Here is a 22,187-nt window from a genome sequence, read left to right as displayed (position 1 = left end):
TACTTTGCCGGGTAACCTCACCCCATCACCGCCGTGCCTAAACGGCAGGTGCAACAGCGTCGTCCCTGCTCATCAAAGATGACGATTTCCCAGCTTTGATTTTGACGCCCAAGATGCAACGGCTGACAAACGCCGCGTACTTTCCCCTGCGATACCGCCCGATGATGCGTGGCGTTTAGTTCCGTCCCCACCACACACTGCCCGTCGCGCGTCATCAGATAACCCGCCATCGAACCCAACGTTTCCGCCAGGGCCGCCGACGCGCCGCCATGCAGCAGGCCAAACGGCTGATGCGTTCGGCTATCCACCGGCATTTCGGCTTCCAGCACATCATCACCCAGTCGGGTATAGACCATTCCCAGATGCGCCACCATCGTGTTCTGACTGGTGGCATTGAGTTCATCCAGCGTCAAATGACGTTTCCAGATCATCGTCATGCCCCCAGCGTGGAACCGCCGTCCACCACGATATCCTGTAATGTAATGTGGCTGGCCAGATCGGAAGCGAGGAATAAAATAGTGTTGGTGATCTCTTGCGGCCGGGCGATTTTCCCCAGCGGAATCCCAAGCTTAAACTGCTCGCCAAATCCACGAATGCGCTGTTGCTCCGCGTCATCGCTGACCCACAGCGTACGCTGCATGTCGGTATCGGTCGAACCCGGAGAAACCACGTTACAACGCACACCGCTGCCTGCCAGTTCAAGTCCGACGGTCAGCGCCAGGCTTTTCAACGCGGCCTTTGACGCACCGTAAGCACTCATGCCGATACGCGGCGTGTGCGCCGCATCCGACGCGACGGTCACGATCGCCCCGCCCTGCTGGCGACGAAACTGCGCCATCGTCTGCTGAAACAGATTGAACGCTCCGCCAACGTTAACCGCAAACGTCTGCTGCCACTCCTCAGCGCTTAGCGCATCGGTGGCACCCATACGCAAAATACCTGCGGCATTGACCAACACATCCAAACGCTCGCGCGCTTTGAGGACGCGCTGGCACACCTCAGCTACCTGTCCGGCATTCGCCACATCCAGCACTTCGGTCGTAAACGGGTAGTTATCCTGAGGAAATTCGCGATCGAATCCAGTCACCTCAGCACCTGCATTCGCAAACGCCAGCGCCGTGGTGTAGCCAATCCCTTTTCCCGCCCCGGTTACCCAGACGGTTTTCCCGGCAAACTCAAATCCGGCCATTACTTCACCTCGCGGGAGAGCAGAGCCCACCATGCGTCAATGGTCGGTTTTTTCGCCAGCATCACGAAATCAATGTCACCATGAACCTTACGCCAGCGCGCCGCCAGCGCCATCATGCGCACGGAATCCAGCCCATAGTCGATCAGGTTTTCGTCATCCATCGGCTCTTCGGACTCATCCAGCAGCGGCAGAATAACGCTGCGCAACGCATCTTTACTGGCCGGAACCGGCGTCGGTAATAATTCCTGGGTCATAACCACACGCCCGGAACGTCCCGCCACGTATTTCAGCGACATCAAGTGTTCATCACGGCTAAAGTCCGCCAGCGCATCGGCAACCATAAACGGCTTGATGTCACGCATGAAAGCGTCAGTTGCGGTGGTCATACAGCCAATATGCGCATACACCCCGGTAATGATCAGTTGATTACGCCCGGTTTCCTTGAGCATCTGTTCCAGCGGGGAGCGATGAAATGCGCTATAACGCCATTTCACCAGAATGGTATCCGCTTCATCCGGCGCCAGCGCCTCAACGATCTTTTGTTGTTCCGGCGAACGCGTCAGGCCCGGTCCCCACATATCATTGAGCAGAGCGCGGTCTTCATCACTCTGCTCTTTCGGTTGAGCGGTGTAATACACCGGAATATTATGCTCTTTGCAGTACTGGCGCAGCGCGGCGATGTTCGCGACGACCTGCTCCATCATCGGACAGTTATCGCCCCAAAAGCCGATAAAATAATCCTGCATGTCGTGGATCAGCAGCGCGGCGCGTTCAGGGTCAAATGCCCAGTCGACTTTGTTCACCGGAACATCAAGCGCCGTTGGTAGCGCATAAGCCTGCAGTTTAGGAATTGCCATTTCTATTTCTCCTTCAGGCCAGTGAACGTGATGCCAGCCACTGACGTAATTGTTTTTTATCTACCTTCCCCACTGGAGTCAGCGGTAATGACTCAACGCACTCAACACGATCGGGTAATTTGAATTCCGCCACACCCTGTTCGCGCAGAAAACGGCGCACCTGAACCGCGCGCAGCGGTTCTTTTACCACTAGCCAGGCACAGCTTTTCTCGCCCATCAGTTCGTCATCCATACTGACCAACGCGGCATGGATAACCATTGGATGGCGCAGCAGCAGGTTTTCAATCTCTTCAGCAGCGATCTTCTCCCCGCCGCGGTTGATCTGATCCTTTTCGCGTCCCTGAACGGTGATGTAGCCATCCGGGTCGATAGCGATCAGATCGCCGGAACAGTAAAAGCCGTTGGCGTCAAAGGCGCTGGCATTATGCTCAGGGCTTTTGAAATAACCACGGAAGGTGTACGGACCACGTGTCATCAGGCGTCCGGTCTCTCCCTGGGCTAAGGGGTTGCCGTCAGCGTCTGCTACCCAGACTTCATCATCAGGACACATCGGGCGACCCTGGGTATTGATGATGCGCTCAGGACTGTCGTCCAGACGGGTGTAGTTCACCAGCCCTTCCGCCATGCCGAAGACCTGCTGCAACTGGCAGCCAATCTCAGCCGGAATACGCGCCGCAAGCGTGGCGGAAAGTCTCGCTCCACCGACCTGTAGCAGTTTCAGCGAAGCCAATTGCGCATTGCTGCCCCACTCCGCAATCGCCTGCAACCACAGGCTCACCGCAGGTGGCACCAGCGCCGTGACGTTAACCTGATGTTGTTCAATCAGCGGGAAACATAGGGTAGCGCTAGGGTCGGCCGCCAGCACGACGGTGCCGCCGGCCAGGAACACGCCCAGCGCGCCTGGCGAACTCATGGCGTAGTTATGCGCCGCCGGGATTGCACATAAATAACGCGTTTCCCCGGTGAAGCGGCAAATCTCATTGCTGCGACGCACGCTGTAGTAGTAATCGTTATGAGTGCGAGGAATCAGCTTTGGCGTCCCGGTCGTCCCGCCGGAAAGCTGGAAGTACGCCACCTCATCAGCGGGCGACGGTGTAGCCGTAAAATCAGTCGCAGGTTGGCTTATCGCCGTTTGCAGATTGTGTTCACCTTCGTCGTTGTGCAGTTGCACCACGCGCACTGAATTGTGTTCGGCCACAAAAGCGTTTAGAAAATCGTCCCCGCTAAACAGCGTATGCTGGCGATCGGCAATCAGCAGCGCCGGTTCAATCTGTTTGGCATAGGCGTTGAGTTCGTTACGCTGATGGCTGAACAGGGCCAACACCGGAGCTACGCCCAGCTTGAGTAACGCAAAGAAGGTGATATACAGCTCAGCCACATTGCCCAGTTGTACCAGCGCGGTTTCACCGGGTTTAATCCCTTGGCGACGCAAACTGCAGGCAAGATTGTCAGCGGCCTGATTCAGCTGGCGATAGCTCAGATAGCGTTCACCATCAATAACCGCCGTATGGTCGCTGTCGGCATGACGGGTCAGAATGTCGGTCAGCGGCAAATCCTGCCAGTAACCTTTTTCACGATACCTGCGGGCAAACTCTTCCGGCCAGCGGGTGAATGGAATACTCATTATTGCTCCTTAAAACCAGTCCACAAGGCTCTTAATGCAGTCCAAAAACATTCAACATCGTGGAGAGCTTGGCCCCCGTTTCACGCCATTCCGCAACCGGGGAAGAGGCTGGAACAATTCCTGCTCCGGCAAAAAAACGCACCTGATTGCGCAGCAGCTTCGCACAGCGGATCGTCACTACCCACTCACCGTTACCTTCGGCATCACACCAGCCGACAATACCGCCGAACAGTTCGCGATCGAACGGCTCCAGCTCGGCGATAAGTTTGCGCGCAACCTGATGTGGGAAGCCGCTCAGCGCAGGCGTCGGGTGCAGCAGGCACGCCAGCGTCAGGGCGTTTTCCTGCGCGTTGGCTTTACCTTCAAACGGCGTGCCGAGGTGCCAGAGCGTCGGCGTAGTAACCAGCTGCGGAGAAGAAGGCAGTTGCAGTTCACGGCTGCGATCGCGCAATATCGTTTTCATCGCTTGCGTCACCAGTTCGTGCTCATGGCGGTCCTTCTCAGATGCCAGCAGGCGGATCCCTGCTTCGCGATCCAGCACATCATCAGGCTGACGACGTGCAGAGCCCGCCAGCGGCAGAGAACTGAAACGCTCGCCTTCTTTGCGCAGAAGCAATTCCGGGCTGGCACCAATCAATACGCCGCCGTCTTCAATCGGCACATGGAAGTTGTAGCTCGCTGGATTTTGCGCCACCAGACGCTCCAGCAGCGCACCACTGTCAATGTTGGCATCGGTGGTGATATCGATCAGGCGTGACAACACCACTTTGTCGACTTCCGGAGTAGACGTCAGCGCAGCCGCCCGGGCGACCATATCTTCAAAAAAGTCCTGTTCCGGGATCGATTTACGTTCCACGACGTTCAGCGACTGATGCGCGGTAAAGTAACGTGATGATCGCTGCTTCGCCGTACGAGAAAAGCTCTGCCACGATTGGGGAATAAACAGCGATGATGGCTGGCGGGTATCAAAGGGAATCGCCCCGACCATGACAGGATTCGCGATACCCTGTGATTTGGCATCAGCAAACAGTGTGTTCATTTTTTGTTGGAAAGGGCTGTCTGGCGAATCGCCATCAATTGCCGGTTCCGCATAGCGGGCGAAGCATCCTGACGTCGTAAAACTACGGTACGGCGACATAAAGAAAAAACTGTCGGGAGCGAGCGTCGGCATAGTCTGCGTTTTTTCCTCGGCCAGTGACGTATCCATATCATCCTCCAAAAATGATAAAGGCTCTAATAATGATTATCATTTATATTTTCGGTCGCTAACCTAAAAGTAAAGCGGCGGTATGTCAACTCTTGTGGTAGCACAATGTGCGACTTTGGCTTGCATCCTTGCTCGCTAACAATGAAAATGAGAAGCATTACTTATACTGATAACAGGAAGCTGATTCGTGAGTCTCCCCTCTTTTTGCCGCACCGTGCTCTTACTGGCAGGTTTATCTCTTTCAGGAATTTCTTCAGGTCACGCCGCCGACTGGCCGCGTCAGGTTACTGACAGCCGCGGCACGCATACGCTGGAGCATAAACCGCAGCGAATTGTCTCCACCAGCGTGACCCTCACCGGTTCGCTGCTGGCGATTGATGCCCCGGTCATCGCCAGTGGTGCCACTACGCCGAACAATCGCATCGGCGATGCGCAGGGCTTTTTACGCCAGTGGAGCGAAGTGGCAAAAGAACGCAAACTGAGCCGCCTGTATATCGGCGAACCGAGCGCCGAAGCCGTCGCAGCTCAAATGCCGGATTTGATTCTGGTAAGCGCCACCGGGGGAGATTCTGCCCTCGCGCTGTACGATCAGCTGTCCACCATTGCGCCAACGCTCATCATTAATTACGACGATAAAAGCTGGCAGTCGCTGCTGACCCAGTTAGGTGAAATTACCGGTCAGGAGCAACAGGCTGCTGCGCGTATTGCCGAGTTTGATAAGCAACTACAGGCAGTTAAGCAACGTATTACCCTGCCACCACAGCCGGTCAGCGCGCTGGTATATACCGCCGCGGCGCACAGCGCCAACCTGTGGACGCCTGAGTCAGCGCAAGGCAAGCTGATGGAGCAGTTAGGGTTCACGCTGGCAACGCTGCCTGCCAACTTGCATACCAGCCAGAGTCAGGGCAAACGCCACGATATCATCCAGCTTGGCGGTGAGAACCTGGCGGCAGGCCTGAACGGCGAAGCGCTGTTCCTGTTTGCTGGCGACAGCAAAGATGCCGATGCTATTTACGCTAATCCGCTTCTGGCGCATCTGCCAGCCGTGCAAAATAAACGTGTTTATGCCCTGGGTACGGAAACCTTCCGTCTCGACTACTACAGCGCAATGCTGCTGCTGCAACGTCTGTCGGCTCTGTTTTAATTGCCAGCGCCGGATGCGGCTAACGCCTTATCCGGCCTACAATCCGTAGAGCACAACGCGATCAGACATTCACGGGGACTTGCCGGAATCGGCGCACTTCTCCCAACAACAGCAGCAGTAAAAGACCGACAATCACCAGCCCAAACCCACTCACGCTTGCCGAAGCAACTGGCGTCATCATCGCGCCCAGACCACCTAACAACGCCGCGCCAATCGCATCGCCGGTGACGTTCTGTGCGGTCCACAAACCATTAATTCGCCCGAGCATCGCTTCCGGCGTCTGCGTCTGTAACAGGGTGTACTGCAACAACGAACTGACCGCACTTAGCCAGCCAAACAGCGCCAGGCAAATAACCCCAAGCTGCCAAATGGGCATCAAGCCAAACAGACCGATAGCCAGAAATGAAGCCACGGTCGATGCCAGCATGATCAGTCCCGGACGAAGACTGTGCGCCAGTTGTCCGCTGGTCAATGCACCCACGGCTGCCCCCAGCGGAATAGCCGCATACAGCAGGCCAATTTGCGCACTCGACATGTGCCAGTTAATCGCCAACGCCGGATACAGCACGCGCACGGCGCTCGCCATGGTTAACAGACCACCGAGCAGTGCAATACCGCCAATCAGCGGGCTGGCAAGCAGAAAGCGGAATGCTGCCAGCAACGATTTCAGCGGATGCTCACGCGGCTGCGGCGGAGGCGGCAACGCGGGAAGACTCAGCAACGGTAGTAAGGTAATGAAGGTTCCCGCCGCCGCCAGTCCGTAGTTCCAGGCCACGCCGCCGGTCGCGAGCAACACCCCGCCAAGCATCGGCGAAATTACCGATCCCAGACGCACCGTCAGCATGGTAATCGCCCCGGCCTGCATCAGATTCCCCCGCCCGACCAGCGCTGGCGTCGCTGCCAGCAAAGCAGTCACACCCAGCGAAGCAAAGAAACCGTCCCATAAGCCAAGCAGATAAATTGCCAGTAACGACGGTTCGGGAAGTAACGCATTCAAACACAGGCCAATAAAGCCAATGCCACAGGTACCACGCGCCAGCAGGATCACTTTTTTACGCTCATAGCGGTCGGCCAGCACACCGCCCACCATCAGGCCAATAAACATTGCACTGCCGGTCAGCGTCACCGACAAACCGACCTGCCAGGTCGACTGGGTCATCATCTGGATTTGTACCGGAACCGCTACGCCGAGTAGCCCCAGAGAGACAATGGAAATAAAACGGGCGAGGAAGACTGCACGAAATGCAGGGTGGGTCTTTAACAGGCTGAGATTGAGCAGCCATGATTGTCGATTCATTACAGAGCCTTACCAGGTACTTTTTCAATATCCATTCGATGGCTGCACATGCTAACATATCCAAATAAGATCGATAACGATAATTACTATCATTATCAGGGAAGTTGATATGTCATGCTCTGTTTCCGCGACACGCGCCTTCGCCGTGCCCGGACTATTGTTATTACTTGTTCTGACCACGGTATTAAGTCTGGTTATTGGCGCCAAGTCGCTACCTGCCTCCGTGGTGCTGGATGCGCTCACCGGCAGTTGTCAAAGCGCTGATTGCACCATCGTGCTTGACGCGCGACTCCCACGCACGCTGGCGGGGCTGCTCGCCGGTGGTGCGCTGGGCCTGGCTGGCGCATTAATGCAAACGCTCACGCGTAATCCTCTCGCCGATCCCGGCATTCTGGGTGTCAACTCCGGTGCCAGCTTCGCTATTGTGCTGGGCGCCGCGCTGTTCGGCTTTTCCTCTGCGCAAGAGCAACTGCTGATGGCCTTTTGCGGTGCTCTGGCTGCGTCGCTGATCGTAGCTTTTACCGGTAGTCAGGGCGGTGGGCAGTTAAGCCCGGTACGTCTGACGCTGGCGGGCGTTGCCCTGGGCGCGGTGCTGGAAGGATTATCCACCGGCATCGCCCTGCTCAACCCGGACGTTTACGATCAGTTGCGTTTCTGGCAAGCTGGCTCACTGGATATCCGCAGCCTGCAAACGCTGAAGGTGGTATTGGTACCAGTACTGATTGCCGCGGCTGTCGCACTGTTCCTCAGTCGCGCCCTGAATAGCCTGAGCCTCGGGAGCGACACAGCTACCGCGCTTGGTAGTAAAGTCGCTCGCACACAGTTTATTGGCCTGCTGGTGATTACCGTACTGTGCGGCAGCGCGACCGCGATTGTCGGTCCTATCGCCTTTATCGGCCTGATGATACCTCACATGGCGCGCTGGCTGGTGGGGGCGGATCACCGCTGGTCACTGCCCGTCACCCTGCTGGCAACCCCTTCTCTGTTACTGATTGCCGATATCATCGGTCGCCTGATTGTTCCCGGCGAGCTGCGCGTGTCGGTGGTCAGCGCTTTCATCGGCGCGCCGGTGCTTATCTTTCTGGTACGCCGTAAATCGCGCGGGGGTGGCGCATGATGCACCTCTCCCGCCGCCTGATAATCAGCAGCCTGCTGCTGGTTGCAGGTTGTCTCGTCATTGGTTTATGGAGCCTGCGTAGCGGCGTTGTTACGCTGGAAACCCAGCAAATTATTGCCGCCCTGCTCGGCGATGCGCCGCGCAGTATTACCCTGGTGGTGACCGAATGGCGTTTGCCACGCGTGCTCATGGCGCTATTGATTGGCGCAGCGCTCGGCGTGAGCGGCGCAATATTCCAGTCGCTGATGCGTAACCCGCTGGGTAGCCCGGATGTGATGGGCTTTAATACCGGTGCCTGGAGCGGTGTGCTGGTGGCAATGGTGCTGTTCGGACAGCATCTTACCGCGATCGCGCTGGCGGCCATGCTCGGTGGGATCCTGACTTCTCTGGTGGTCTGGGCGCTCGCCTGGCGCAATGGGATCGACACCTTCCGGCTAATTATTATTGGTATCGGCATACGCGCCATGCTGGTGGCGTTCAACACCTGGCTACTGTTGAAAGCATCATTAGAAACCGCGCTAACGGCCGGACTGTGGAACGCTGGATCGCTCAATGGCCTGACCTGGGCCAAAACCTGGCCGTCTGCCCCGCTGATTATTATCATGCTGGTATGCGCCACATTGCTGGTACGCCGGATGCGCTTACTGGAAATGGGTGATGACAGCGCCTGTGCGCTTGGTGTCAGCGTTGAGCGCTCGCGTCTGATGATGATGCTGGTTGCGGTTGTACTGACCGCTGCCGCCACCGCGCTGGCGGGTCCTATCTCGTTTATTGCCCTTGTCGCGCCGCATATCGCACGACGTATAAGCGGCACATCGCGCTGGGGATTAACCCTGTCAGCGCTGTGCGGCGCGTTGCTGCTGCTGATGGCGGATTTATGCGCCCAACAGCTGTTTATGCCTTATCAGCTTCCGGTGGGCGTTGTCACCGTAAGCCTCGGCGGTATTTATCTTATCGTCTTGTTAATTCAGGAGTCCCGCAAAAAATGACCGAATCAGTAGCCCGTTTGCGTGGCGACCAGTTAACGCTGGGTTATGGCAAGTTTACCGTGGCGGAAAACCTCAATGTGTCGATTCCCGACGGTCACTTCACCGCGATTATCGGGCCAAATGGCTGCGGGAAATCGACATTGCTGCGCACGCTTAGTCGCCTGATGACGCCCGCGAACGGCAAGGTCTGGCTCGACGGCGAACATATTCAACACTATGCCAGCAAGGAAATCGCCCGAAGAATAGGTTTGCTGGCGCAAAACGCCACCACGCCGGGAGATATTACGGTACAGGAGCTGGTTGCCCGCGGGCGCTATCCGCACCAGCCACTGTTTACCCGCTGGCGGCAAGAGGATGAAATTGCGGTCTCAAACGCCATGCAGGCGACGGGTATCACCCACCTGGCATCACAAAGTGTGGATACCCTTTCCGGCGGACAACGTCAACGCGCATGGATTGCGATGGTGCTGGCGCAGGAAACGTCGATTATGCTGCTTGATGAACCCACCACCTGGCTGGATATCAGTCATCAGATCGATCTGCTGGAACTGCTGAGTGAGTTAAACCGAGAAAAAGGCTACACGCTGGCCGCCGTTTTGCACGACCTGAATCAGGCCTGTCGCTATGCGACGCATCTGATTGCGCTGCGAGATGGAAAAATTATTGCCGAGGGTGCACCGAAGGAGATCGTCACCGCGCAGCTTATTGAAAAAATCTATGGACTGCGCTGTATGATTATCGACGATCCAGTTGCCGGAACGCCGTTAGTAGTGCCGCTTGGACGCAGCAAATAACACGCGTTATCGTAAGGCGGCTGGCTTGCCGCCATACGATAATTCATCACACCAGTTGCTGATCAATAAACGTCATTTTTTGCTTACGCGACACCATGGCATAGTTCAGCAGAACGCCACCACACGCCACCATTCCACCCAGTAATGCGGCCAGAATAACGATCATTGATTTAGCCGGGCCATCTTTTTTCACCGGCAGCGAAGGCGTAAGTTGATATTTAAACGGTGTGAATTTTACGTCGCTCACATTCATCGCTAACAGTTGCTCAACGTGATACTGCCGATTACGTAATTCACCGTTAATTTCAGCAACATCCGTTACTGATTTTTCTATTTCTAATTTACGTTCGATGCCGTCAGCACCCAGTGAAATAGAGAAATCGGGATCATCCTTCACCGCCTGGCCATTACTGTAGACCGGCTTTTTAATCCCGGCGGCATTGGCAATCTCCAGCGAGTAGTTCAGTCGCTGGATATTTGCTTCCAGTTGGTTCTTGAGCCTGACGCGATCCATCTCCAGCCTTTCTTTTTCGAAGCTGGTTTTGATGGACAGTTTATTGCGAATATCTTCCAGCGTTTCTTTCACTACAATATCAGAAATATACTGGATATATCCCTTCAGCACAGACTGAGCTTCTTCGGCCTGAGGTGCGGTAAAACTCAGCGTCCATGAGGTATACAGCGAAGTTTCATTCTTTTTTGCTGCATTGCTGTCGGTCGCTTTCATATTTTCACTGAGCCTCACGATTGCCCGGTGCAGGTCCATTTCGTCGATATCGGCGCCTTTCAATTGATCCATCACGTAAGGTGAAGAGCGCAGATATTCTTCTAATAATGAAGGCGACTGGAATTTTTTGATAAACAGGTTAAACACATCACCACGGTTAACGCTAATATCCATATCCAGCACGCGCAATTTGGTCAACGTATTCTCGAGACTCTGCCACTGAACCGGTTCTGCGGGGGTCACGATTGCCTGACTGGTCCATTTTTGCGGAAGCAGGAAAGATACCAGAATACCCACACAAGCAAAGGCGAAAACGGTCGCGATAATTTTCGTTCTTGCTCGCCATAAGATTTCGATTAGGTTCACTAAATCGATTTCATTTGCGTTTGCCGCTGGCTGAGGATAGCCAGTAAATTCCGAAACGTTATCTTGCTTAATATTTAATGATGACATGTTGCGTGACCTGAAAACTTTCCCAAAAGAAAAGCATTTCTGTAGGGAGAGTCTACCAGCTAGTCAGAATAATCCGAAACACTCTTTGTGCTGGAAGCCCTACCAAAAATTATATTAGGAATTTATTCACCCCTTTAATCGCCCTCTGTCCCCAAGAAGATCAACTCCATAACATATCATTTACATTATGGAGTTATTCGATCGTTCCGATAACGAAATAAGTCTGGTTATACCGATTTATTGATCAGGGTGTTTATGATTGGCCCTATCACCTCAAACGAGGCGGGGGAAATAATATCAACATGCGCGCAGTCGTGGCGGTAAACATCCAGACTGGATATCCACGGGGCCCAGCTACGTTCAGGGCTGACACCCGGCACTAAGGTACGCTCAGCAACGAACAGCGTGGCGTGGCCTGCAAACGGCACGCTGTGTGCCGTGGTGAGCAGGCGAACCGCATCGGCATAGTTGCCTTCGATAGCGTTAAATAAGGCCTCTGACGCATTCCCCTGCTGCGTCGCCAGAAAGGCTTCGCGTTCACGCTCGATCTCCGCCAGCACCGCTGGATCCAGACCATTGGCCTCTTTTTCTTGCCAGTTTTGCGTCTCTGGCGGCCAGGTATCCAACAGCCCTAGGAATGCAACCGTCTCTCCTCTGGCATGTAAGCGCGCGGCGATCCCCTGTGCCAGCGTGCCGCCCAGCGAATAACCTAATAAATAGTAAGGTCCGTGAGGTTGTTGACTGAGCAGCGTTGCCAGGTGATGTTCGCATACCGAGTCGAGATTTTCCGCCGTCTGCATCGGGCCATCCGGTCGTGGCGACTGAATACCCATAATCGACCACTGAGGGCTGAGATAGCGCGACAGCACGCTAAACTGCCAGGCAAAACCCGACGCCGGATGGAAGCAGAACAACGTTGGGCCGTAACTTTCACGCAGTGGCAATAGCGTCTCAAATCCCAGACGCTGCGACTGTTCATCATCATTGCTCTCCAGCAATGCGCTCAGTTGTTCCACGGTGGAAGCCACCATAATCTGCCCGGGCGTCACCTGACGCTCAAAAATGCGGCTCAACTGCGCTGCCAGCTTCATCGCCAGCAGCGAATGCCCACCAAGCGCAAAGAAATCAGCCTCTACATCATTCACCTCACAATCCAGCAAGGCCGCAAAAGACTGCGCGATGGTGGTCTCAGTCCCTGTTCGCGGTGCGCGCCCGGAAACACGCGACATCAACTGCGGCATCGGTAGCGCTTTACGATCCAGTTTGCCGTTCGCGCTAAGCGGCAGCTCCGCCAGTTGTAACAATACCGTCGGTACCATGTGCGCAGGCAGTTTTTCGCGCAGACGTTCCCGCAACACAGTCGTATCCAGCGGCAAACCCGATTGCGACACCAGATACCCCACCAGTTGGCGCGCATCGCCGCCTGTCGCCGCAGCCTGGTTGAATACGCAGGCATGGGCAACGGCATGCTCGACATCAGGCAACTGCTGCATCACCCGGTCAATCTCGCCGAGCTCAATGCGCTGTCCACGAATTTTAAGCTGGTCATCGCTGCGCCCGAGGTATTCCACCGCGCCATTTTCCAGCCAGCGCGCCACATCTCCGGTACGGTACATACGTTCACCGACGTTAAACGGATCGGCGATAAAGCGGCTCGCCGTCAGATCCGGACGCCCCAGATAGCCTTGCGCCAGTTGGATCCCCGTCAGATACAGGTCCCCCGCTACGCCGAAAGGCACCGGGCGCATCATGGCATCCAGAATGCGTAAACCGGTATTCCAAACCGGATAGCCAATCGGCACGCTGTTGCCGGTTACGGCAGCGAGATCTTCTCCCCAGGCCGGATACCAGCTCACATCGACCGCAGCTTCCGTTGGTCCGTACAAATTGTGCAGTGGCGCATGAGTCAACTGCTCCCACTCACGGCATAAATCGGCTGGCAAGGCTTCGCCGCTGCAAAATACCCGTTTCAGAGAGGCGCAACTCTCCCGCGCGGTTTCCGGCGTCAGTGAAGCGACAAAAGCGGCCAACATAGAGGGGACAAAGTGCGTGGTCGTCACCCTATAACGGGCAAAGAACTGCTGCATCGCCAGCGGATCGCGGTGCGCTTCAGGTTCTGCCATGACCAGTTTTGCCCCGGCAATAAACGGCCAGAAAAACTCCCATACCGAGACGTCAAAACTGCATGGCGTTTTTTGCGCCACCACATCATCTGCGGTCAGCGGATAGTGATTTTGCATCCACAGCAGACGGTTAACGATGGCGGTTTGCCCAACCATCACCCCTTTTGGTCTACCGGTAGAACCGGAAGTAAAAATGATATAGGCCGTATGATTGGGTTGAGATAGCGCCAACGGAGCAGCATCTTCTGCTGGCAGCGGCGAGTCATAGCAGAGACTTTCCAGCCCTGGGATATCGCTAAAACGCGCCAGTTGCTCTTCAGTCGCTATCAACAATTTTGGCTTCGCGTCTTCGAGCATCATCCGCAGGCGATCCTCCGGGTATCCGGTATCCAACGGCAGCCAGGCAGCTCCGGCTTCCACAATACCGTGCAGCGCCAGCGTCAGGAACACAGAACGCGGTAATGCCACTGCTACGCTGTCGCCAGGACGGACGCCGCGTTCGCGCAGAAGGCTCGCCAGCGCCACGACCTGCTGGCGCATTTCGCGATAGCTAAACTGATAACGGGCATCGGCCAGCGCCGGGGCATCCGGCGTTTTATCGGCCTGCTGTGTCACCAGTGCGCTAAGCGTAGTGAACGGGATCTCCACGGTCGTATCGTTAATCTTCGCCAGCCGCTCATGTTCTGTAGGCAACAGCATCCCGGCGTCGCCGCAGCATAGCGAAGGATTGTCAGCAAACTGCTCGATAAGCCCGATTAAACGCGAGGCATGCTGCGCCAGCGTTTCTGCATCGTAGCGCTGTTTATTGGCCAGGATTTCAATACTCAGCCCGCCGTTTTCATCCGGGAACAACGCCAGTTCAAGATCGTTCACCGGTCCTGTCGCCAGCGTATGAGTTTGCGCCTGAACGCCGGGAATATTCAGATGATAGTCGAATATTTTCACATTCAGCACCGGGCCAAACAGCGGCTCTGCACCGGCTGCACGCCCGCTGTCGCGAACGATTTGTTCGGCATCATAACGTTGATGCCGACGCATTTTCTTCAACTGCCCGGCCAGTCGTTGTGCAAGCGCAGGCAAGCTTTCTGCCGCATCCAGCCTCACACCAAATGGCAGAACGTTTAAAACCGGTCCAGTGGACGTCAACGCCGCCGAGCCCATGCGCCGCATAAAGATAAACCCGGCGGCATAATCCATTCGGCTGCATAAACGACCCAGCCACAATGCCACCAGCGCGAGGGCCAGATCCGCACGCTGAACGTCAGGCATGCGCGCCGCAAGCCGGCGAAACGCTCCTTCAGGCGCGGTTAACTTTATGCGAATAATATCCGCGCTGGCCGAGCGTCCCGGCAACGGATTGTTCGACAGTGAAGCCGGTGGTGGCAGTTGTTTTCGCTGCTCGCGCCAGAAGGCTCCGTCGCGTTGCCAGGCATCACTTTGACGGTACTGTTGATACTCTTCCACCACCTCGGCGAACGGCGTAAAAGGCGAGTCTGGCGTAGACTCGCCATCTAGCCATGCGCGATAGATTGCGGCTATCTGGCGGGTAATGGCCGGGAAGCTGAAGCCATCGACCAGCAAATGATGGTAACGCTGATACCAATACCAACGTTTATCTCCCACCTGTATAAGCTGGTGAAAAACCAGCGGCTTATTGCCGTCAGCACGTATGTCCTGCTGCAGGTCTGCCTGCATCAACGCACGCGCCGTCTCATGTGGGTTGGATTTTTCGCGCAGATCGATGATTTCGGGTTGCGCAAAAGTGAGCGCAGGATCCACCCATTGCCAGACCTCGCCGTTATCTTCGCTAAACTGCATTCGCAAGGTATCGGCCTGCTCCAGGCCCGCCACAACCGCTTTCGCCAGCAACAACGCGTCCAGTTCGCCGGTTAATTCTACGTAGTGCGCCACGCTCCACGCCGATGGCAATGTGGAGAGTTTTTCCGCCATCCAGATCCCCGGCTGAGCCGCCACTAACGGTAAACGCTGAGTCATGGAGCCTCCTGCACATCGACATAGTTCGCGGGCGTCAGCGTGGTCCAGTTTGCATCCAGCCATTGCTGGCAGGCTTCCTGGGATTGGGGTTCGCAAGCAATTTGCCAACCAGCAGGAAGTGAACACTGCTGCGGCCAAAGGCTAAACTGACGTTGGGGATTTTGCAGAATGTAAAACTGGCCCTGCGGATTATCGAAGGGGTTACTGAATTCCATACTCAACTCCTGTCGTGGAACGTCGTCCGGTTAAATCGTGTCGGTAAGCGGTTGCCAGAGCGTCATTAGCCCTTGCATCAGACCGCCGCGCCAACAAAGCGCATCGTGTCCACCATCAACCTGACGCCAGAAAATAGACTGTAGTGCAGAAGGTAACTGGGCATATAACGCCTGATTAGCGCGATAAATAATGGGCTCGCGGATCCCCGCTTCCAGGACAATACGCAGTCCCTGAGCGCTGATGGTCCCAGTCTTCAGTTGCTCGACGATCACTCCGTCCTGACCACCACCACGATGCGGCCACCAGTAAGAGCCCGACTGGCTAAGAACACAGCCAAAGCGCGCGGGCCAGTTCAGCCCGGCATACAGCGATGACAACCCGCCAAAACTTTGTCCGGCGACCACAGTACGCTGCGGATCGTCACTGAATGCGGTCGTCGTCTTCACCAGCGGCAACAGCTCCTCTTGTACCGCCAACCAAAAATCCGCGTTACACGGCAGTTCGCGGCTACGGTGAGCCGTGTCGATGGCATCAATCAGGAGATAAACGGCAGGAGGAAGGTGTCCACGATGCGTAAGTGAAGTTAGCGCAGGCCAGACCGGCATACTCTGTGCCCAAAACTGCCCATCCAGCAGGATAGCCAGCGGACGAGATTCCGCTTGGGCCTCTCCGGTGGTAAATACCCATACGCGACGCGTATTACCGAGCCTGGCGCTACGCCATTGCAGGCAAACTGCGGGTGAATCGGGGTTTTCAGGTCGATCCCATCCGGGCTGTACGGGCGCCTCCGGCATTTCCAGCGCAGACACCGCATGACCGCGACCGCCCTGCCAGCTCTGCGGATTAAGGGGATCGGCAATGGCCTGCGGCAGCAATTGCCGCCAGCCTTCACGCAGTACGCTTCGGTCAGGCGCTGCGCCCACCGCCAGCGAGGAAAAGATATCGTTTCGTGTTGTCGGGATAAAACAGTAGCTGCCGCGCCAGTTGGCGCTGAGAGAAACACGCCAGCACCAAACATTTGTTCCATCAATGCGTTGCATCGACTGAGGGGTAGCGTTTTGATGATGATCGGTGACGCCAGTGATATAGACCCACACGCGATGAATGGCTGACTCTTTCTCCGTTCCCTGCGGGTCACGCCACCAGAAGGTTACCCGATAATTTCCGTTGTCTTCACGCTCCCACTCCGGGCCTTTTTTTGACTGCCACCACGCCTCGCTTCCCATCTTTAACGTCGTCACCGCCATAACCCCATGTTTATTGTGAAATTTTATGATCTAGCGTGAAATATATTGATAATATTATTGATAACCATTTGCATTTGCAATAGCGTATTGTCGCGCTGTGGGAAGCGCGCACAGTTTTTCACCACTTATAAACCGACCTGGCGCTGCGTACTTTTTCTGGAATGGATAGTTTACGCAGATGCGGGCGACATCAGACCAAATGCCGCACCGAGGCACATTGGTACTCGTGGCTAAAAGAACAGCAGGACATACAATGAACAACAAGATTCATTCACTGGCCTTATTGGTCAATTTAGGGATTTACGGGGTAGCCCTGCCAGCAATGGCAGAAGATCAAACCGATAGCGTAGCTGTCTCTCATGAAGACACCATCGTCGTTACCGCCGCCCAGCAGAACCTACAGGCGCCGGGCGTGTCAACCATTACCGCTGATGAAATTCGTAAGAACCCTCCCGCTCGCGATGTGTCGGAAATCATCCGTACCATGCCTGGCGTTAACCTGACCGGTAACTCAACCAGCGGTCAGCGCGGCAACAACCGCCAGATCGATATTCGCGGCATGGGGCCAGAAAACACCCTGATTTTGATCGACGGTAAACCGGTTACCAGCCGTAACTCCGTACGCCAGGGCTGGCGCGGCGAGCGTGATACCCGCGGCGATACCGCCTGGGTTCCACCGGAAATGATTGAGCGTATTGAAGTGCTGCGCGGTCCTGCCGCGGCACGCTATGGCAATGGCGCAGCTGGCGGCGTGGTGAATATCATCACCAAAAAAGGCAGCAATGAATGGCACGGTTCCTGGGATACCTATTTCAACGCCCCGGAACACAAAGACGAAGGATCGACCAAGCGCACCAACTTTAGCCTGAATGGTCCAATGGGTGGGGATTTCAGCTTCCGCCTGTACGGTAATCTCGATAAAACCCAGGCCGACGCATGGGACATCAACCAGGGTCATCAGTCAGAACGTACCGGCACATATTCAAATACCTTACCAGCCGGTCGTGAAGGGGTGATCAACAAAGACATTAACGGTGTGGTTCGCTGGGATTTCGCCCCACTCCAGTCACTGGAGCTGGAAGCCGGTTATAGCCGTCAGGGCAACCTGTATGCGGGCGACACTCAAAACACTAACACCAACCAACTGGTGAAAGATAACTACGGGAAAGAGACCAACCGTCTTTACCGTCAGAACTATTCTCTGACCTGGAATGGCGGCTGGGATAACGGCGTCACCACCAGCAACTGGGTACAGTACGAACATACACGTAACTCCCGTACGCCTGAAGGTCTGGCGGGCGGTACTGAGGGTATCTTCGACCCGAATGCGTCACAAAAATATCTCGATGCCGACCTGAGTGACGTCATGCTGCACAGTGAAGTCAGCATTCCGTTAGATCTGCTGGTCAACCAAAACCTGACGCTTGGTACCGAATGGAACCAGCAACGCATGAAGGACATGTTGTCCAATTCACAGACCTTTATGGGCGGTGATATTCCAGGTTCGAGCAGTACCAACCGTAGCCCATACTCAGACGCAGAGATTTTCTCTCTGTTTGCTGAAAACAACATGGAACTGACCGACAGCACCATGTTGACGCCGGGTCTGCGTTTCGACCACCACAGCATCGTTGGCGACAATTGGAGCCCATCTCTGAACCTGTCCCAGGGTCTGGGTGATGACTTCACGCTGAAGATGGGGATTGCGCGAGCCTATAAAGCACCAAGCCTGTACCAGCTCAACCCGAACTACATTCTGTACAGCAAAGGCCAGGGTTGCTACGCCACCGGTTCCGCGACGGGCATTGGTTGCTACATGATGGGCAACGATGACCTGAAGGCCGAAACCAGTATCAACAAAGAGATTGGTCTTGAGTTCAAACGTGACGGCTGGCTGGCCGGGGTAACCTGGTTCCGTAACGATTACCGCAACAAGATTGAAGCGGGTACGGTACCGTTCGACAGAACGTCTATCACCAGCAAAGGGAAGACGACTTACACTGATATCTATCAGTGGGAAAACATTCCTAAAGCAGTGGTTGAGGGTCTGGAGGGTACGTTGAACGTACCGGTTAGCGAAACCGTTAACTGGACCAACAACATTACCTACATGCTGCAAAGTAAGAATAAAGAGACCGGCGAGCGCTTGTCGATTATTCCTGAATACACGCTGAACTCAACGCTGAGCTGGCAGGCGCGTGAAGATTTATCGCTGCAGTCAACCTTCACCTGGTACGGTAAACAGCAGCCGAAGAAATACGATTACCAGGGTAAACCGGTAACCGGTAGTTCGGCGAGTGAAGTCAGCCCGTACAGCATCGTCGGCCTGAGCGCGACCTGGGATGTGACGAAAAATGTCAGCCTGACTGGCGGCGTGGATAACGTCTTCGACAAACGTCTGTGGCGTGAAGGCAATGCCCAGACCACGGGCGATATTGTAACCGGGAACTATATGGCGGGCGCTGGCGCGCACACCTATAACGAACCGGGCCGGACGTGGTTCATGAGCGTTAATACGCACTTCTGATAACGTTTCTCCCTCTCCTCGCTACGGGGAGAGGGAAACAATAACGACGATGCACACAACGCACACAACGCTCACTTTCGCAGACCACACGCTGCACATTGTCGAGTTCGATCCCGACACCTTCCAAGAGCACGACCTGTTCTGGCTTCCCCACCATACTCAGCTTCAATCCTGTGGGCGTAAGCGTAAAGCTGAGCACTTAGCGGGGCGTATTGCCGCAGTACATGCATTACGTGAATACGGTATCAAAACTGTGCCTGGCATCGGCGGGCAGCGACAACCGCTGTGGCCACAAAAGTTGTTTGGCAGCATCAGCCACAGTACGTCAACTGCGCTGGCGGTGGTATCGACGCATCCCGTCGGACTGGATATAGAAGCTATTTTTACACCACAAACCGCAGTTGATCTGACTGGCGGCATTATCGATAACTGTGAACAACGGCTTTTACAGTTCAGTTTGGTTCCCTTTCCGCTCGCCTTAACCCTGGCGTTTTCCGCCAAAGAGAGCGTGTATAAAACATTTTCCGCGCAGGCATCGGAGCTGCCGGGTTTTGCCAGCGCCAAAATAGTTGCACTCACAGCGACACACTTAACGGTGCAACTCACCCCGTCATTTTCGCAAAACCTCGCCGGGCAGGAAGTTAATGTTCGCTGGTTTCAGCATGATGAAAACATCATTACTCTGTGTGAAGCGGCTTTGTAACAAAGTCCGCCATTGACCGGCGTTGCCGCCCGTGTTCATCAAAGTTCTCCGCCGCCAGCCAGCGCTGTAACACGGCGTCACACCGGGGCCATTCGCCGTCAATCATCGATAACCAGTCGCTGTCGCGATTGCGACCCTTGCGCACAATCTTCTGGCGAAAGCGTCCTTCGAAGATAAACCCAAGGCGCTCCGCCGCCCGGCGCGAAGCGGTGTTCAGAGAATCGCATTTCCACTCCACGCGACGATAACCCAACGCAAACGCCTGGCGCAGCAGCAGCCAGATGCTTTCGGTGCCAAGTACCGTATTTTTCATGCGCGGTGACCAGGTCACATGACCAATTTCGACCGAACCGTGCTCTCGTTCGATCGCCATAAAACACACCAGTCCGACGGCACGTCCGAAACGCTGCTCAATGACGGCATAGGGAACCAGAGAGGCATCAGTGGATTTCCCCTCAACCCAACAAGCTGCAGCCTCAACGCTTGTGGGGCGAGAGCTTGCAAGCCAGGTCCAGTCGCGATCGTCCGGTGCCTGCGCGTAGGCATCAAACAGATCGGCGGCATGGCTGTCGGCATCCAGAGGAACCAGTCGACAATATTGACCGACAAGCGTTTCCCGTGGCAGTACGGCAGCGCCATTCCAGTCCGGCACAACATCGCCGACGGTCTGCCCATAAAGATTTATTTCCGGCACGATTCAACCCCAGTTGCGAAGTAAAAAATAGTTATAACACCAGCTATTTCACCTTCAAAGCGTCACCAGGGAATATCTGACAACGAACAGAAAATCAGCCGCCCTTCTATACTGATTAAAAATCAACGCTGAAGAGAGTCTTATGCCACTTCCCGATTTTCATGTTTCTGACCCTTTCACGTTAGGCATTGAACTGGAAATGCAGGTGGTCAATCCTCCGGGCTACGACCTGAGCCAGGATTCTTCCCGGCTGATTGACGCCGTAAAGCCGCTGCTTACCGCCGGAGAAGTCAAGCACGATATCACGGAAAGTATGCTGGAGATGGCGACCGGAGTTTGTCGTAATATCGACCAGGCGAGTGCTGAATTATCCGCTATGCAGCAGATAATCACGCGGGTTGCTGCAGAGCAGCACCTCGCCATTTGTGGCGGGGGTACGCATCCATTTCAAAAATGGCAACGTCAGGAAGTCTGCGATGACGAACGCTATCGGCGTAACCTGGAAAATTTCGGTTATCTCATTCAGCAGGCGACGGTATTCGGTCAGCATGTGCATATCGGCTGCGCAAACGGCGACGATGCCATATACCTTCTGCATGGCCTGTCGCGATTTGTTCCGCATTTTATTGCGCTCTCTGCCGCTTCACCTTATATGCAGACGTCCGACACGCGGTTTGCCTGCGCGCGACTGAATATATTCTCCGGATTTCCCGATAATGGCCCGATGCCATGGGTGAATAACTGGCAGGAATTCGAGGGGCTATTCCGTCGACTGGCTTACACCAGCATGATTGATAGTATTAAAGATTTACACTGGGATATCCGTCCCAGCCCACACTTTGGCACGGTAGAGGTTCGGGTAATGGATACGCCACTGACCCTTGATCATGCGGTCAATATGGCAGGGCTTATTCAGGCTACCGCCCACTGGTTACTCACCAAACGTCCGTTCAAGCACCTGGAGCGTGATTACCTGTTGTATAAATTCAATCGTTTTCAGGCCTGTCGCTTTGGTATGGCGGGAATCATCACCGACGTCAATACCGGCGACGGTTGTCGCTTGTCAGATGACACATTGCGACTACTGGAGAATGTTACTGTCTCTGCGGATAAAGTGGGCGCGGCCAGCGCGATTGAAGCTATACACCTGCAGGTTAAAAATGATCATGATGAAGCACAAAACATGCGTGACTTCGTCGCCGAAGGCGGGTCACTGAGTGGTCTGGTGAAAAAACATTGTGAGATTTGGGCCGGGCTTTGAGCGTGGGAATTTGCGTTGCCCGC

Annotated in this window: 18 protein-coding genes; 7 read left to right on the top strand and 11 right to left on the bottom strand. The window is 55.2% G+C overall.

The features are described from left to right. Positions 1-17 precede the first annotated feature (17 nt). The 5 genes from entH to entC are packed head-to-tail and all read right to left on the bottom strand — an operon-like array spanning position 18 to position 4,877. Positions 18-431, bottom strand: coding sequence for a proofreading thioesterase EntH (entH, locus tag C2U41_RS03740; RefSeq protein WP_003022055.1), 414 nt, complete (start codon positions 429-431; stop codon positions 18-20). A 2-nt stretch (positions 432-433) separates the two neighbouring features. Then, complete coding sequence (gene entA / locus C2U41_RS03735) at positions 434-1,189, bottom strand: 2,3-dihydro-2,3-dihydroxybenzoate dehydrogenase EntA (RefSeq protein WP_103849049.1); 756 nt, start codon at positions 1,187-1,189, stop codon at positions 434-436. Beyond that, positions 1,189-2,046 carry an isochorismatase gene (locus C2U41_RS03730; RefSeq protein ID WP_003022045.1) on the bottom strand — a complete coding sequence of 286 codons (858 nt, stop codon included), beginning with the start codon at positions 2,044-2,046 and terminating at the stop codon, positions 1,189-1,191. The genes entA and C2U41_RS03730 overlap by 1 nt, the downstream gene beginning before the upstream one ends. A gap of 13 nt (positions 2,047-2,059) precedes the next feature. After that, positions 2,060-3,670, bottom strand: a complete 1,611-nt coding sequence (entE, locus tag C2U41_RS03725; protein WP_032936901.1) for a (2,3-dihydroxybenzoyl)adenylate synthase EntE — start codon at positions 3,668-3,670, stop codon at positions 2,060-2,062. A 31-nt stretch (positions 3,671-3,701) separates the two neighbouring features. Beyond that, the gene (gene entC / locus C2U41_RS03720) at positions 3,702-4,877 is read right to left on the bottom strand and encodes an isochorismate synthase EntC (RefSeq protein ID WP_032936903.1); all 1,176 of its coding nucleotides are present in this window, start codon (positions 4,875-4,877) and stop codon (positions 3,702-3,704) included. A gap of 187 nt (positions 4,878-5,064) precedes the next feature. Here entC and fepB point away from each other — a divergent pair, with 187 nt between their 5' ends. Continuing rightward, a complete protein-coding gene (fepB, locus tag C2U41_RS03715) occupies positions 5,065-6,021 on the top strand; it encodes a Fe2+-enterobactin ABC transporter substrate-binding protein (protein WP_003835643.1) in 957 nt (318 codons plus the stop codon). A gap of 61 nt (positions 6,022-6,082) precedes the next feature. Here the strand turns inward: fepB and entS are convergent, their stop codons facing one another. After that, positions 6,083-7,318: an enterobactin transporter EntS gene (gene entS, locus C2U41_RS03710; protein WP_103849050.1), complete on the bottom strand. Its 1,236-nt coding sequence runs from the start codon at positions 7,316-7,318 to the stop codon at positions 6,083-6,085. Positions 7,319-7,427: 109 nt separating this feature from the next. On the opposite strand from entS, the gene fepD reads away from it, so the two are divergent. Genes fepD through fepC form a run of 3 tightly spaced genes read left to right on the top strand, consistent with a single transcriptional unit; the run spans position 7,428 to position 10,218 of the window. Continuing rightward, the gene (gene fepD / locus C2U41_RS03705) at positions 7,428-8,435 is read left to right on the top strand and encodes a Fe(3+)-siderophore ABC transporter permease (RefSeq protein WP_003835646.1); all 1,008 of its coding nucleotides are present in this window, start codon (positions 7,428-7,430) and stop codon (positions 8,433-8,435) included. Next, positions 8,432-9,424, top strand: coding sequence for an iron-enterobactin ABC transporter permease (gene fepG, locus C2U41_RS03700; protein ID WP_003022026.1), 993 nt, complete (start codon positions 8,432-8,434; stop codon positions 9,422-9,424). Before fepD ends, fepG begins: the two co-directional genes overlap by 4 nt. After that, positions 9,421-10,218 carry an iron-enterobactin ABC transporter ATP-binding protein gene (gene fepC, locus C2U41_RS03695; RefSeq protein WP_103849051.1) on the top strand — a complete coding sequence of 266 codons (798 nt, stop codon included), beginning with the start codon at positions 9,421-9,423 and terminating at the stop codon, positions 10,216-10,218. The genes fepG and fepC overlap by 4 nt, the downstream gene beginning before the upstream one ends. A gap of 46 nt (positions 10,219-10,264) precedes the next feature. Here the strand turns inward: fepC and wzz(fepE) are convergent, their stop codons facing one another. From wzz(fepE) to fes, 4 genes are all read right to left on the bottom strand, one after another. Further along, positions 10,265-11,398, bottom strand: a complete 1,134-nt coding sequence (wzz(fepE), locus tag C2U41_RS03690; RefSeq protein ID WP_103849052.1) for an LPS O-antigen length regulator Wzz(fepE) — start codon at positions 11,396-11,398, stop codon at positions 10,265-10,267. Between the two features lie 227 nt (positions 11,399-11,625). Beyond that, on the bottom strand, positions 11,626-15,516 hold the full coding sequence (entF, locus tag C2U41_RS03685) for an enterobactin non-ribosomal peptide synthetase EntF (RefSeq protein ID WP_103849053.1): 3,891 nt from the start codon (positions 15,514-15,516) through the stop codon (positions 11,626-11,628). Then, positions 15,513-15,731 carry an MbtH family protein gene (locus C2U41_RS03680; protein WP_003835654.1) on the bottom strand — a complete coding sequence of 73 codons (219 nt, stop codon included), beginning with the start codon at positions 15,729-15,731 and terminating at the stop codon, positions 15,513-15,515. The genes entF and C2U41_RS03680 overlap by 4 nt, the downstream gene beginning before the upstream one ends. Positions 15,732-15,761: 30 nt before the next feature. Further along, on the bottom strand, positions 15,762-16,979 hold the full coding sequence (gene fes, locus C2U41_RS03675; RefSeq protein WP_072213447.1) for an enterochelin esterase: 1,218 nt from the start codon (positions 16,977-16,979) through the stop codon (positions 15,762-15,764). A 253-nt stretch (positions 16,980-17,232) separates the two neighbouring features. On the opposite strand from fes, the gene C2U41_RS03665 reads away from it, so the two are divergent. Together C2U41_RS03665 and entD are read left to right on the top strand one after the other, a co-directional pair. After that, on the top strand, positions 17,233-19,506 hold the full coding sequence (locus C2U41_RS03665; RefSeq protein ID WP_003835658.1) for a TonB-dependent siderophore receptor: 2,274 nt from the start codon (positions 17,233-17,235) through the stop codon (positions 19,504-19,506). Positions 19,507-19,555: 49 nt separating this feature from the next. Continuing rightward, positions 19,556-20,209 (top strand): enterobactin synthase subunit EntD, encoded by a 654-nt coding sequence (gene entD / locus C2U41_RS03660; protein WP_054528173.1) that lies wholly within the window; start codon positions 19,556-19,558, stop codon positions 20,207-20,209. Here entD and C2U41_RS03655 read toward each other — a convergent pair. Next, entirely contained in the window at positions 20,184-20,903 is a 720-nt protein-coding gene (locus C2U41_RS03655; RefSeq protein WP_054528172.1) for a GNAT family N-acetyltransferase, read from the bottom strand. The genes entD and C2U41_RS03655 overlap by 26 nt on opposite strands. Before the next feature lie 142 nt (positions 20,904-21,045). On the opposite strand from C2U41_RS03655, the gene C2U41_RS03650 reads away from it, so the two are divergent. Next, positions 21,046-22,164, top strand: a complete 1,119-nt coding sequence (locus tag C2U41_RS03650) for a YbdK family carboxylate-amine ligase (protein ID WP_103849055.1) — start codon at positions 21,046-21,048, stop codon at positions 22,162-22,164. Positions 22,165-22,187 lie beyond the last annotated feature (23 nt).

It is taken from the genome of Citrobacter freundii complex sp. CFNIH4 (assembly GCF_002934505.1).
GTDB classification, from domain to species: domain Bacteria; phylum Pseudomonadota; class Gammaproteobacteria; order Enterobacterales; family Enterobacteriaceae; genus Citrobacter; species Citrobacter freundii.
This window is presented reverse-complemented; position numbering and strand designations above follow the sequence as displayed.

Excerpts from the sequence above, each read along its gene's own strand:
- entH (WP_003022055.1), bottom strand. The coding sequence starts at position 431 with ATGATCTGGAAACGTCATTTGACGCTGGATGAACTCAATGCCACCAGT.
- entA (WP_103849049.1), bottom strand. The coding sequence starts at position 1,189 with ATGGCCGGATTTGAGTTTGCCGGGAAAACCGTCTGGGTAACCGGGGCG.
- C2U41_RS03730 (WP_003022045.1), bottom strand. The coding sequence starts at position 2,046 with ATGGCAATTCCTAAACTGCAGGCTTATGCGCTACCAACGGCGCTTGAT.
- entE (WP_032936901.1), bottom strand. The coding sequence starts at position 3,670 with ATGAGTATTCCATTCACCCGCTGGCCGGAAGAGTTTGCCCGCAGGTAT.
- entC (WP_032936903.1), bottom strand. The coding sequence starts at position 4,877 with ATGGATACGTCACTGGCCGAGGAAAAAACGCAGACTATGCCGACGCTC.
- entS (WP_103849050.1), bottom strand. The coding sequence starts at position 7,318 with ATGAATCGACAATCATGGCTGCTCAATCTCAGCCTGTTAAAGACCCAC.
- fepD (WP_003835646.1), top strand. The coding sequence starts at position 7,428 with ATGTCATGCTCTGTTTCCGCGACACGCGCCTTCGCCGTGCCCGGACTA.
- fepG (WP_003022026.1), top strand. The coding sequence starts at position 8,432 with ATGATGCACCTCTCCCGCCGCCTGATAATCAGCAGCCTGCTGCTGGTT.
- fepC (WP_103849051.1), top strand. The coding sequence starts at position 9,421 with ATGACCGAATCAGTAGCCCGTTTGCGTGGCGACCAGTTAACGCTGGGT.
- entF (WP_103849053.1), bottom strand. The coding sequence starts at position 15,516 with ATGACTCAGCGTTTACCGTTAGTGGCGGCTCAGCCGGGGATCTGGATG.
- C2U41_RS03680 (WP_003835654.1), bottom strand. The coding sequence starts at position 15,731 with ATGGAATTCAGTAACCCCTTCGATAATCCGCAGGGCCAGTTTTACATT.
- fes (WP_072213447.1), bottom strand. The coding sequence starts at position 16,979 with ATGGCGGTGACGACGTTAAAGATGGGAAGCGAGGCGTGGTGGCAGTCA.
- C2U41_RS03665 (WP_003835658.1), top strand. The coding sequence starts at position 17,233 with ATGAACAACAAGATTCATTCACTGGCCTTATTGGTCAATTTAGGGATT.
- entD (WP_054528173.1), top strand. The coding sequence starts at position 19,556 with ATGCACACAACGCACACAACGCTCACTTTCGCAGACCACACGCTGCAC.
- C2U41_RS03650 (WP_103849055.1), top strand. The coding sequence starts at position 21,046 with ATGCCACTTCCCGATTTTCATGTTTCTGACCCTTTCACGTTAGGCATT.